Origin of the sequence: Sporolactobacillus mangiferae, from assembly GCF_023336505.1 — a bacterium.
Lineage (GTDB): Bacteria > Bacillota > Bacilli > Bacillales > Sporolactobacillaceae > Sporolactobacillus > Sporolactobacillus mangiferae.
Genome location: NZ_JAMAST010000005.1, coordinates 69070 through 81748, shown reverse-complemented (window position 1 = coordinate 81748; position 12679 = coordinate 69070). Strand labels below are relative to the sequence as shown.

The window sequence follows — 12679 nt, the reverse complement described above, 5'->3', positions numbered from 1 at the left end:
AATGAACAGGTTGCCCGTTCCGCAAATAAGCGTTATGATTCTCTTATCGACATAACAGGTGATGACGTTCGCCTTTAACTGCTGAAACATCAGCTGATAACGTCTGTCTTTTGCCTCTTTATGAGGTAATCAGGCAGGCGTTTTCGTCTGTCATTCGGGAGGGCTTTCATTGCACTATTTACTGCTCATTGCATTTGGCATACTCGGCGCACTCTCGCGTTATACAGTTGAGTGCCTGATTCCAGGCGCGCCATTTCCGCTCGCCACTTTTTTCATTAACATCACTGGCTGCTTCGCGATTACTCTTTTTGCGCGATCATCGCGTTTTTTCCGGTATTTAAGTGATGAATACAGGTATCTCATCAGTACCGGATTTATTGGCTCCTTTACAACACTCTCCGCATTTCTTCTGGAGGTAGTTACGCTCGTTCATCATGGGCATCTGCTGCTTGCCGCGTTTTACTATATGGCAACCATGCTTAGCGGACTTGCAGCGTGCGCGCTGGGCGTCCGGGTCAGTCACATGATTGTTTCATTCAGGAGGGAGAGGCAATGATCCTTAATGGCTTTATGGTGGCGATCGGCGCAGTATTCGGTGTTCTCGGCCGCGCTTCTTTATCAAAGGCTATTGATAAAGAAAAACGCCATGCATTTCCAATGGCAACATTCACCATCAACATGATCGGCTGCTTCCTGCTCGGAATCATTGCCGCCCTGCCGATCAACACACCGTTTTTGCTCATGCTCGCTACAGGATTGATCGGAACATTTACAACCTTTTCTACTTTTAACGTTGAAAACGTCCGTTTTCTGCGCGAAAAAAAATATTCCCTGTTTTTACGCTATGCAGGCGGTACCTGTATTTTCGGTATTCTGCTGATTTATGCAGGCATGGTTGTGGGAAAGTGGTTGATCTGAATGCGGCATTAAGCCATCAAACCTTTGTGACTGTGTGGCACTTCAGCTCTCCGCCGCATGCGCGAGCCTTCGGGCGACTGGAACAATACTGTTGGCATTTGCACCTCCGCTTCGATGCTTAGACATACAAAAAGATGAGCGAGCTTTTTAAAGCCCCTCATCTTTTTGGCAATCGTTTAATGCTCTGCTGCAACCTTCACAGCGCCGGTACCGTTTCCTTTTCTATTCGGTCTTCTGAGCATAAAGCTCAAAATCATTCCGATGACCGCAATCCCGACAAGAACAGAGAATGTATCGCCGAATGACGAAGATAACGCGTGAAGCGGCTGAAAACCATCTTTTAAATGTGTTTCCATTCTGCTGGAGAGAACAGTCGAGAGTCCTGCCACCGCAAACGACATCATCACCTGCTGAAAGGCATTGGTCAGTGAAGTTACCCGGCTGACGATGTCTTCGGGGGCTGACTGGATAATATGTGTATTCAAGGGCATCATTGAAAGTCCCATTCCGGCGCCAAGCAGTGCAAGAGGAAGAATGAGTGCCCGAGATCCGTCACTTGCCGAAATGCCCGACAGCAAATAGGCGGCAGACGTGATAAAGATCAGGCCGGTAATAACGATCGGGCGTGCACCGAAACGATCAAATAAGCGTCCGCCAATCGGCATAAAGATGCCTGCCGCGATGGCCTGGGGAAGAACCGACAATCCAGATTCAAATGGTGTGAATCCTTTTCCCTGCTGGAGAAACAGCGGAATCAGGAACATCGTACCAAACAAAGCGATCTGGGTCACCCATTGCACCGCGATGCCGCGTGAAAAATCCGCTGATCGAAAAACACGAAGTTCCAGCAAAGGCTGTCTGCGGCGAAGTTCTGTGATGATAAAAATGATCAGCATGACGCCGCCAATCGTCAGCCCGGTAATCGTCTTCACGGATGTCCAGCTTGATCCCCCCTCACTGACACCGTAAACCAGAGCCGCAAAAGCGATCGGAGCTAAAATCATCCCGAGCATATCCAATGCAGGCACGGACTGCCGCGCCAGATTCGGCAGTGTCCGTGTACCAATTAAAATCGCCAGGACACCGACCGGCAGATTAATGAGGAAGATCCAGTGCCAGCTGGCGTATTGGACCAGCCAGCCTGACAAAACCGGGCCAAGTGCCGGCGCGAGCAGCATGGGAATACCGATCATCCCCATGACCGCGCCCACTTTGTCACGCGGACTGAGCCGATATACGAATGCCATGGCGATAGGCGCGACCATCCCCCCGCCGAGTCCTTGAATAATCCGAAACATGATTAATTGATCAATTCCAGTTGCCAGCGCACAAAGTCCGGAACCAACCGTAAACATTATGACCGAAAACAGGAAGACCCTCTTTGCGCCAAAACGATCTGAGAGCCAGCCCGCCAAAGGAATAACCGCTGCCTGTGCCAAAGCATAACCCGTTACTGCCCACTGGACAACCGATAGAGTACTGTCAAAATCTTTAACAAGTCCCGGCAAAGCAACATTCATAGCCGTGCCATCTAAAATCACCATAAACATCCCAACAATGATCGCGAGAAGCGGTGCAATGATTTCCCTGATTGTCGCCGCCTGTGCAGGGCGGCCGTCGAACTCACTTTTTAATGCCATAGCCCATCCTCCATTTACTTCTCTCTTTCATGATTGACCCATAAGACAATCGTGTTTACAATAAATCACAGAGACCATCGCGGACAATTGTCCGTCCGCTCAAAAAATAATATCGGACAATTGTCCGCATGTCAAATCATTCAGCTCCAAAACAGAAAGGAGTTTCTCATGAAAGAGCAGAAGCCAAAGCATGGCACGGATGCCATCAGTACAGTTATCCTGAAAACAACAGAAGCTTTAGCCGATCGGTATGGCATTGACAAAGTCAGCATGCATCAGATTGCACAGACTGCCGGTGTCGGACAAGGAACCATCTACCGCCGCTACGCGAATAAAGGGGCTCTTTGTATGGAACTGATGGACGAGAAATTCCGTCTGCTTCAGGAACACGCTGCCCAGATTGTGGGACAGCCGGGCACCGTTCATGAAAAACTGAAAGCAGTCCTTAGTGAGCAGATTCATTTTCTTGAAAGTCATGTTTCCTATATTGAAGCAATCCACGATGCGGCTACCTGCGAAGGAAAGAAACAGACCTTTTACGAATCCCGGCCATATCGGTTTCTGCACCAGGTGCTGCGCGATCTTCTTAATGAAGCCATCACAGCAAAGACGGCAAAACCGATGAACACGGATTTTACCGCACATACATGGATTGCTTCCATCAATCCAAAGGTCTATCTTTATTTGCGTAAAAAAAAGCGGTACAGCGAAAAAGAAATTGTATCTTTTTTCACTCAGTCATTCATTGATCCGCTGTTCCTTTAAATTGGCTGCTTCACGTGCGCGGATACTCCGGAGATATGTATCCCTTGGTTTCGCATCTGTGCCTGCACATAAAGCAATGGGCGCAGGATTTCCTATTGTCCACACTTCATCAAGCGCATGCATCATCAAATGTAATCCAGATCATGCGCGATCGGCGTCTGCATCATTTTTCTGACGGTTTCCGGGTTGTTCGTTTGCGACAGTACCCACATGAGTTTCGCCACGATCGCTTCTGTGTTCATGTCTCCTGCTGTGATTCCTCCCGCGTCAGCCACACGTTTGCCGACTTCATAGAGTGCCATGTTCTGCCCCTCTTCAAGGCATTGCGTCGTAATGATGACCGGAATGCCTGCCTGCACCAGCCGGGCAACACCTGTCGCCAGATCTCTTTTTTCAAACGGAAGCCCGCCGTTTCCAAAGCTTTCAATAATCAGACCCTTGGTATGATCCCTCAGAAAGCTAAAAAATTCAGGAGCGAGCCCGGGAAATACTTTCAGCAGAAAAACATTCGGGCAGATGCCGATATGATTTGGAAAAGGTGAAGGTTCAGGCTTCGGATGTTTGCTAATGCGCAGATTCTGCTCATCGATTGACGCTATATATGGATAGTTGATACTCGCGAACGCATCGTAGCTTTTAGTCCGCATTTTCACTGCCCGTGTACCGAGAATGGCTTTCCCATCAAAAACAATAAAGACTCCGGGAAGATTTGCCTTTTGGGCAAATGTGAGCGCATCCTTTATATTTTTCTTTGCATCCGTGCGTTTAAAACTGACCGGAACCTGGGATCCGGTGATCACGATCGTCTTATTCAAACCGTTCAGCAGATAGGAAAGACCGGCTGCTGTATAGGCCATCGTATCGGTCCCATGCGTGATGATAAAACTGTCATACACATTGCTGTTCTCGTCAATCGTTTGGGCCATGGTCACCCAGTCTTCCGGCTGCATATTCGTACTATCCTTATTCATTAAAACCTTGAAATGGATCAGCACGTCCTGGCTATGCTCAAAATAACGTGCCAGCTGATTGATACCCAGCCCCGGTGCCAGGCCATCCTGATGTGGCGTTGACGCAATCGTTCCGCCTGTAGCGAGAACCAATATTTTTTTCATAAACGAGATCCCCAATTATGCTGTGATATGAAAATTATACCGAGGATCCTGCAGTTCGCCTACCCGTTTTTTATGAAATGTATGGACAAAGCAGATCCTTTTCATCCTGAAAAAATATTTTTCATTTTCTATTGATTCTCCGAATAAGACGTGTTAAAGTGACTAATGCACATTAATAGTTAATAAAGTTAATAATTAAGTTAACTAATTTTTTTACTGGAGGAAGGGGTTCAGTACATGAATAATTTTACTCGCCTGCTCATCATCAACATCATTGTCATTATCGTGCTGGTCGGTGGCGGTGCAGCCGGTTATTATTACTACGATCAAGCCACAAATTATGTAAAAACGGATAATGCACTCGTCAGCGGTCAGGCCATTTCCATCGCCGCGCCGGTGGCAGGTAAATTGACCAGCTGGAGCGTCACACAAGGCAAAAGTTTTACTGCAGACAATACCCTTGGAACGATTGAAGGAACCGGTACGGACGGCAAACCTGTCAAGGTACCGGTCAAAATGCCGCAAACAGCGACAATTGCCGAAAATGCAGGCACAAAAAACGCATTTGTTGCAGCAGGCACGCAGCTTGCCCAGGCATATAACCTGCATGAACTCTACATTGTCGCAAACGTTGATGAAACGGATATCGAAAATGTAAAAACGGGGCAAAAAGTGGATATCTCAATTGATGCATTTCCAGATACAGAGTTCACCGGAAAAGTGAATCAGATCGGCACTGCGACAGCCTCAACTTTTTCACTGATCCCAAGTTCAAATAGCAATGGCAATTACACTAAGGTCACTCAGGTTGTCCCTGTAAAAATAAAACTTGACGGATATAAAGGTGCAAAACTGCTCCCGGGAATGAATGTAACGGTGAAGATCCATATCTAATTTGAGAGGAGGGATTTGATGACCTCATTCCTTTCTGCATACAGCGTCTGTGCGCTTATTTTTCTTATACTTTTTAATCTGGTCCTGCGCCGCATGCGTAAAAAGAAGGCAACGGTTCGTGACATGCCTCGAAATACAGATACGGCAAAACCGCGGCAGACCATTGCGAAGCCTTCCAAAGCAGGCATCCAGAATATCGATTTGAAACGCTCGTCTGATGGCGGTCAACCGCTTCATACCGTTCCAGATGCGCACGCAGAATCCGAACACCATCTATCGATTATTCTGGTGCTCATTCTTGGTGCTTTTGTGGCCTTGCTGAACCAGACACTGATGAATGTGGCACTGCCGAAAATGATGACCGATTTAAATATATCGACAAACACGGCTCAGTGGATCACCACCGGGTACATGCTGGTGAACGGTGTACTGATCCCGATTACCGCCTATTTAATGGAGACACTCACGACACGGAAACTGTTTCTTTCAGCCATGGCTCTTTTTTCACTTGGAACACTCATTTGCGCGATCTCGCCAACCTTTATCCTGCTGATGGTTGGCAGAGTGGTCCAGGCTATTGGCGCGGGCATCATCATGCCACTGATGACCAATGTTTTCCTGACCATTTTCCCGCCGGAAAAACGTGGAGGCGCCATGGGATTGATGGGAGTTGCCATGATTTTCGCACCGGCTGTCGGCCCCACGCTTTCCGGTTATATCGTTGAACATTATACATGGCGGCTTCTGTTCTGGGTTGTGCTCCCTTTGGGTCTGCTCGATTTTCTGCTTGCGCTCGCATATCTGCGAAACGTCGGACGCCGGTCATTCCCTAAACTGGACGCACTCGGTGTCGTCCTGTCCACCATCGGATTCGGCGGTATCTTATACGCATTCAGTGAGGCTGGCAACAATGGATGGGGTGATGTCACCGTTCTGTCCACGCTTGTTATCGGCATCATCTCACTGATTTTCTTTGTCTGGCACGAGCTGCGTACGGACACTCCGCTGCTTAATCTGAGTGTTTTTCAGTACAAAATATTTACATTCACCACAATCGTTAATATACTGGTGACAATGGCAATGTTTGCCGCAATGATCCTGCTGCCAATCTATTTGCAGAACATTCGTGGATTCACGCCACTTCAGTCCGGGCTCTTGCTGCTTCCTGGAGCACTATTAATGGGTGTGATGTCTCCGATCACCGGTGTCATTTTTGATCGTATCGGTTCACGTCCGCTGGCCGTTGTCGGTCTCGCAGTCACCATTGTTACAACATGGGCCTTTGCTCATTTAAGTGACGCAACCAGTTACGGGCACATTATGTTTATCTACACAGCCCGCATGTTTGGCATGTCGCTTTTAATGATGCCAATTATGACCGAAGGACTGAACGATCTGCCAAGAGCCTTGAACAGTCATGGGACCGCCATGTCCAATACAATGCGCCAGGTTGCCGGTTCACTTGGAACCGCATTTCTTGTTACGGTGATGTCCAACCGGGCAACTGATCACATGAGCAACTATGCCAATCAGATTACATCAGGCAATCAGCCTCTGTTGCAGCATTTGCAGCACTCAGGCGCAGCACTTGCCAGTGCCGAACATTTACCTATGCTGCAAGGGCAGCAGACGGTTATCCAGATGATTGAAACGAAAGTGCAGCAGCTGGCAACCATTCAGGGAATTAATGACGCATTTATTGTTGCTACATTGCTGACCGTCGCCGCCTGGGTACTCTCATTTTTTATTAAGCGCGCAACGCCTTCACGAAAAAAGCATGATGCGCTGAAGCGGCAGGCAAAACATTTACCGGCCAATGATTAATGGAAGCGGGTGACTTCTACGGACAGAGAAGCCAAAATCCATGCAATTGAAAATAATTTTGCGATTTTCGTGCGACGCTTCAAACGTTCCATGAACGAGCTTCAGGGTAGTCCCCTGACCGCTCATGAGTTTTCTTTTCTATCTTATCTTTACAAGCATCATCAGGAAACGTCTTCCAAAATCGCAAAAAAGTTTGAGGTTTCTCCAAGCTATGCAACAACGGTAATTGATAAGCTGATCCGCTGCGGATACGTGGCACGCAAACGTTCCGAAACGGATCGGCGGATTGTTTTGCTGACAGTAACGAGCGAAGGCGCCGCCCTTTATCAAAAACTGAATGTCGTACGCAAAAACTATCTGCACAAAGTCTTTCAGGAATTTGATGATGAGGAACTGGCACAGCTCTCCGAACTGATTGCAAAACTGATCCATTAAAAACAACCGTATCGATATTGATACGGTTGTTTTTATTTGATATTTCGATATGCGGCATTCAGTGGTTGTGCCTGCTCAGTTTGAACTGCTGGACCACGACGGCTGTCTCAAAGCATAATGAAACAGAGGCTTTTTAACAGCAACAGGCTTCCATCCTTTTGTTAAGAAAACTTGGCTTCGCCAAACCTTTGACACGGGCGAAGGCGCCGCCTGCGCTTATAAAGTATAAAAATAATAAACTATGCCTTGCACAATCCGCCATTTCCTGCACACGATGCAGCATTCAAAGCAAAAAACGCACCAGTAAACCAGTGGCAATGCCAATTACAATCGATGGCAGGAACTTTTTAATCAGTTTAATCGCTGCCGCTCCCGCAAGGCAGGCGGCCAGCACAGGTAGTGACACAACAAGATGACCGCCACCCGAAGGTACGAAAATCTGTTTGATAATCAGCGCGACCATGATCGCTGCCGGAACGTAGTTGAAGTAAAGGCGAACAGCTGGACTTAAGTTTCTGCCTGCCATAACAGTCAGTCCCAGCAGTCGTGAAGCATAGGTGACTGCAGCAAGCACACCGATAAACAGTAATTGGTTAATCACGGAGCTCCCTCCTATGTATGCAGAGTCCGGCAAGTGGGGCGATCAATCCGGTCAGAATAATCGTCAGCTCGTTTCCCGGACGGATCCATTCAAAGACAAGTGAGAGAAAAACTGCCGTCACAGCTGTTCCAATCACCGGCTTCCCTTTCAGTCCGGGCACGAGCAGTGCGGCAAAGGTAACTGGAAAAGCAAGATCCAGTCCCCACTTTTGCGGATCCATCTGCCCGCCGATCAGCGCACCAAACAGTGCGGCAAAAATCCAGGCAATATAGAAGATTCCCGCCACAACCGCGAAATAATAAGGATCCGGACCCACCATTTTAAACCGCGCGCTTGCCAGCACGAAAGGTTCATCCGAAATACCGAACGCCAGCACATGGGTCCACCTTTTCGCTGGAGCAAGCCCTTCCGCAAGCGCCGCTCCATACAGCAGATTTCTGAGATTAAGCAGGACAACCGTCAGAAGCACACTGAGCACTCCCGCGCCACCGGCCAGCATCGCGACGGCGACCAGCTGCGCGGAGCCGGAAAAAACAAATACCGACATTAATACGGCCGTCAGAACACTGAAATGAACTTGCGTTGCCAGCACACCGTAGGACATCCCATAAGCGGCAATAGCAATCGCCAGCGGTAATGCTTCCACACATGCCTTTTTAAAAGTGCCTTTGTTTCTATTCATTGATTTCCATCCTTTTGATTTACTGAAAATAGTATAATATAATAAGTTTAAATAATATTATAATATACCATCTTCTGTTCGTATAGATAAATTTTGGAAAAATGAAAGGATGACTTTGGATGCAGCAAAATTCATGGGAAGACGGTAATGCCGGAAAACGGATCGGAGCCAATCTGAGACAGTTTCGGACCAGCCGCGGTATGAGCATGGAACATCTGGCAAATAAAATTGGCATCAGCAAACTGACGCTGATGAACGTCGAACGCGGTGACGGCAACCCGACGCTGGCCGTCATCTGGAAAATTGCCAACGGTTTAAATATTCCGGTTACCGCACTTCTGTCAATAGAATCAGATGTTTCCATTGCGCGGAGGGAAGATGGATTAAAGCTGGCAAGCTCCGATCAGATTTTCGTTGCTGAACCGCTTTTTCAGTCACATGGGCTCTATGAACTTTACCGCGGTTATCTGCAGCCAAAGGCCGAATACGCCTCTTCAGCGCATCAATTTGGTGTTCGTGAATATGTGACTGTTATGTCCGGCGCGTTGAACATCGAAGTTGGCGACAAAACTTATTATCTGAAAGAATACGATTCGATTAAATTCAAAGGTGACTTAGACCATAAATACACTAATCCCTCAAGCGAGCTCGCCATCTTGCATTTTGTGATCTCCTATCATTCAATGTGACCACACCTTGAAAAACAGCTCTTCAGCGAAATCTCCTGAAAAGCTGTTTTTTTAAGCATATTCGGAAAGTGCTTCGCCAAGCCGTTTCATCCCCTCTTTAATGCGTTCTTCACTCATGTTTGAATAATTTAATCGAAAAGCATTTTGTTTCGCCTCATTGGGGTAGAAGGAGTCTCCCGATACAAAGGCGACATTATTTTTGAGGCATCGATCAAACAGTGCCTGGACATTGATTGACTCAGGCAATTCAACCCAGATAAACAAACCGCCTTCCGGGGCGCTGTGCTTAAGATGACCCGGCAAACAGGTTTCAATACAGTGCATCATTATTTCACGCCGGGCATGGTAAACCGCCTTGATCTTTTGAATATGCGCGTCAAGATCGTTCAGCTCCAGATACTTCGCTGCAACGCGCTGAGCAAACACATCCGAATGGAGATCACTTGCCTGCTTAAAAGAAACATAACGATTCATGAAATCAGACTCTGCACAAATCCAGCCAAGCCGAAAACCCGGTGCAAAGATTTTTGAAAACGTGCTGAGATAAATGACACGCCCTTCTGTATCAAAGCTTTTGACCGGCGGCAGTGCTTCACCGGCAAATCGAATCGCACCATACGGATTGTCTTCGAGTATAACGACATCATACTGATTGGCAAGCGCCACCATTTGCTTGCGCCTCTCCAGTACCATCGTCCGTCCGGTTGGATTTTGAAAATCAGGAATCGTATAGATGAATTTCGCACCAGGATTCTGCTGAAGTGTTCGCTCAAGCTCGTCCATCCGCATGCCAAAATCGTCCATGGCCACCTCAGCAAATCTCGGCTCATAAGCTTTGAACGCTTGAATCGCCGCAAGATAGGTCGGGCTTTCACAGATGACGGTATCACCCTTATCAAGAAAAATTTTCCCTGTCAGATCAAGGCCTTGCTGAGATCCTGTAAGAATAAGCAGATGATCTGCATCTGTGGGTACACCAACCGCTTCCATACGTTTGACAATCGCTTTTCGTAATGGAAGAAATCCCTCCGTTGTACTGTACTGAAGTGCCTGCTCTCCCGCTTCATCAAGTACAGCCGAACAGGCTTCTTTAATCGCTTCTACAGGAAAAAGTTCCGGCGCCGGCAGTCCTCCGGCAAATGAAATGATTTCCGGCCGATCAAGCACCTTTAAAATTTCACGTGTTGCCGAACGCCCAACATGCTCGGCGCGCTTTGCATAGTTAACTGTCATTGATTCAGCCGCTCCTTCGTTTATACAATTGCAAGGGACGTGCGTGGTCTTATGCATCACGCGCGAGTCATTGATTCAGCCGCTCCTTCGTTTATACAATTGGGCGTGCGCCAGTGGACACGCCTCTCGTCCCATTCCACTCACTCAGCTTCTTCACAGACTTAATAAATACCATTAATCCCTGCCTCAGCCGATCGATCCGCTCGTAGGTATAATTCAGCCGCACCCAGTGCTCGCCATCACTTTCCTGTGGATAGAATACATTACCCGGTGTATAGATCACTCCTTGTTCCCCGCATAATGCAAGCAATTTTTTCTGCGGTACTGAATAAGGGAGGCGGCACCAGAGATAAAAGCCACCCGCGGGAAAATCAAAATGTATGGACGATTGCTCCTGCCGCAATAATTCTGCGGCAGCATCTCTTTTTTTCCTATATAATGGCAAAATTTTCATAAGATGCCCGCCATAGCATCCGTCCCGCAAGTAGCGATCCACAAGGATCTGGCTGTCTGTATTCACATGAAGATCAGTAATTTGTTTTAAAAGCAAAAACTTCTTCATCACCGGTTCCGGAGCGATGGTCCATCCGATTCTTAGGCCCGGAAAAAGCGCCTTTGACAGCGTACTGAGATAAATCACATAGCCATAGGCATCAAGCGCTTTAATCGGAAGCGGATGTTCCTGATCAAAAGCGATATCTCCATAAGGATCATCTTCTAAAATCGGAACCTGGAAACGATAGGCGAGTTTCAGCAGTGCCTTTCTTCTCGCCATGCTCATCGTAATCCCCGTCGGATTATGAAAGTTGGGAATGGTATAGATGAACTTCGGTTTATAACGAGAAATTTGCGCTTCAAGTACGTCCAGCCGCATGCCCTCCTGGTCCATGGGAATGCCGATAATTTTAGCACCTGTTGCCCGAAAGCACTCAATTGCCTGTAAAAAAGTCGGTTCCTCAACAATTACGGCATCGCCTGCAGACAGGAACGCACGCGCGGCAAAATCAATGCCTTGCATCGAACCAGATAAAATCATTATTTCCTTTGCGGTCACAGCAAGATTGCGACTCTCCATTAATTGGCTGATACTTTCGCGAAGCGGATAATAGCCCTCAACCGGACTAAAGTTAAGATGTGTACTGGTGATTGGCTGCTCCCGCTGAATGCGCTGAAAATCAGCAATTGGATACAAATCCGGATCACCAATCCCTGCTGCAAGTGAGATGACTCGATTTTGATTTCCCATATACATAATCTCACTCACCGCATCGTTTAAGCTGGCCATGCGTTTATCAAACAGTGGATACCATGACATTGGCAGCACTGGCTGCTGTTTTTTCGGAGCAGAAACAGGGACCTTCTGTTCGGTAACAACTGTTCCCCTGCCTGTCTGCGCATCAACAAGACCAAGCGCTTTTAGTTCCTCATAGGCTTTATTTACAGTCGTCCGACTGATCTTATTAAACTCAGCTAGTTTACGTTCCGGAGGAAGAATAAAACCAGCCGGCAGGTTCCCAGACAGAATCTGTCCTTTTATCTGGCTGGCAATTTGAAGATAGACCGGCGTCGCCGCTTCACGGTTAATCGTCAGATTCATCACATACCTCCTTCTGTGGATTTAAATTATCCTTATCATATCCATACCAATGTCCTGTGAAAAGATCCAATTGGATCGATCCTTATAAGTCCAATATCAAAAAAAGTGTGCGTTGAGAAATCAGCACATCTGATGAAACATGCTTTTGTTGATCTTTTTTCCAGGGATGACGCTGACCGAGGACACGTCGCTTCCAATCCGGCTGTTGTTAATGAAATAATTATAGCCAATTTTTTAAATTTGTGTTAACCTATTAACAGTTTGGGTTAACTAAAAGACGAAGGGA

The 12679-nt window shown here is 47.3% G+C and carries 13 protein-coding genes and 1 riboswitch; of the genes, 7 read left to right on the top strand and 6 right to left on the bottom strand.

All coding sequences use genetic code 11. The annotated features are described in order from the left end of the window. Window positions 1-48 precede the first annotated feature (48 nt). A riboswitch (Fluoride riboswitch) is annotated at window positions 49-113 on the top strand. A gap of 56 nt (window positions 114-169) precedes the next feature. Then, entirely contained in the window at window positions 170-556 is a 387-nt protein-coding gene (locus M3N64_RS06870) for a fluoride efflux transporter FluC (protein ID WP_249100109.1), read from the top strand. Continuing rightward, window positions 553-918, top strand: coding sequence for a fluoride efflux transporter FluC (locus M3N64_RS06865; protein WP_249100105.1), 366 nt, complete (start codon window positions 553-555; stop codon window positions 916-918). Before M3N64_RS06870 ends, M3N64_RS06865 begins: the two co-directional genes overlap by 4 nt. A gap of 176 nt (window positions 919-1094) precedes the next feature. Here the strand turns inward: M3N64_RS06865 and M3N64_RS06860 are convergent, their stop codons facing one another. Continuing rightward, complete coding sequence (locus tag M3N64_RS06860) at window positions 1095-2558, bottom strand: DHA2 family efflux MFS transporter permease subunit (protein WP_249100102.1); 1464 nt, start codon at window positions 2556-2558, stop codon at window positions 1095-1097. Between the two features lie 168 nt (window positions 2559-2726). Here M3N64_RS06860 and M3N64_RS06855 point away from each other — a divergent pair, with 168 nt between their 5' ends. Further along, on the top strand, window positions 2727-3323 hold the full coding sequence (locus M3N64_RS06855) for a TetR/AcrR family transcriptional regulator (protein ID WP_249100097.1): 597 nt from the start codon (window positions 2727-2729) through the stop codon (window positions 3321-3323). Window positions 3324-3448: 125 nt separating this feature from the next. Here M3N64_RS06855 and M3N64_RS06850 read toward each other — a convergent pair whose 3' ends face one another. Continuing rightward, window positions 3449-4438: an asparaginase gene (locus M3N64_RS06850; RefSeq protein WP_249100093.1), complete on the bottom strand. Its 990-nt coding sequence runs from the start codon at window positions 4436-4438 to the stop codon at window positions 3449-3451. Between the two features lie 237 nt (window positions 4439-4675). Here M3N64_RS06850 and M3N64_RS06845 point away from each other — a divergent pair, with 237 nt between their 5' ends. From M3N64_RS06845 to M3N64_RS06835, 3 genes are read left to right on the top strand one after another with little or no spacing between them, the layout of a single operon-like run. Next, on the top strand, window positions 4676-5332 hold the full coding sequence (locus M3N64_RS06845; protein ID WP_249100091.1) for an HlyD family secretion protein: 657 nt from the start codon (window positions 4676-4678) through the stop codon (window positions 5330-5332). A gap of 18 nt (window positions 5333-5350) precedes the next feature. Next, on the top strand, window positions 5351-7156 hold the full coding sequence (locus M3N64_RS06840) for a DHA2 family efflux MFS transporter permease subunit (protein WP_249100088.1): 1806 nt from the start codon (window positions 5351-5353) through the stop codon (window positions 7154-7156). 9 nt (window positions 7157-7165) lie between these two features. Next, window positions 7166-7591 (top strand): MarR family winged helix-turn-helix transcriptional regulator, encoded by a 426-nt coding sequence (locus tag M3N64_RS06835; protein ID WP_249100085.1) that lies wholly within the window; start codon window positions 7166-7168, stop codon window positions 7589-7591. A gap of 283 nt (window positions 7592-7874) precedes the next feature. Here the strand turns inward: M3N64_RS06835 and M3N64_RS06830 are convergent, their stop codons facing one another. Together M3N64_RS06830 and M3N64_RS06825 are read right to left on the bottom strand one after the other, a co-directional pair. Further along, window positions 7875-8192, bottom strand: coding sequence for an AzlD domain-containing protein (locus tag M3N64_RS06830; protein ID WP_249100082.1), 318 nt, complete (start codon window positions 8190-8192; stop codon window positions 7875-7877). Then, entirely contained in the window at window positions 8185-8874 is a 690-nt protein-coding gene (locus M3N64_RS06825) for an AzlC family ABC transporter permease (protein ID WP_249100079.1), read from the bottom strand. Before M3N64_RS06825 ends, M3N64_RS06830 begins: the two co-directional genes overlap by 8 nt. Before the next feature lie 119 nt (window positions 8875-8993). Between M3N64_RS06825 and M3N64_RS06820 the strand changes: the two genes are divergently transcribed. Next, window positions 8994-9563, top strand: a complete 570-nt coding sequence (locus M3N64_RS06820; protein ID WP_249100076.1) for a helix-turn-helix domain-containing protein — start codon at window positions 8994-8996, stop codon at window positions 9561-9563. A gap of 51 nt (window positions 9564-9614) precedes the next feature. Here M3N64_RS06820 and M3N64_RS06815 read toward each other — a convergent pair whose 3' ends face one another. Continuing rightward, a complete protein-coding gene (locus M3N64_RS06815) occupies window positions 9615-10796 on the bottom strand; it encodes an aminotransferase-like domain-containing protein (protein WP_249100074.1) in 1182 nt (393 codons plus the stop codon). A gap of 91 nt (window positions 10797-10887) precedes the next feature. Next, on the bottom strand, window positions 10888-12393 hold the full coding sequence (locus M3N64_RS06810; RefSeq protein WP_249100073.1) for an aminotransferase-like domain-containing protein: 1506 nt from the start codon (window positions 12391-12393) through the stop codon (window positions 10888-10890). Between the last annotated feature and the right edge of the window lie 286 nt (window positions 12394-12679).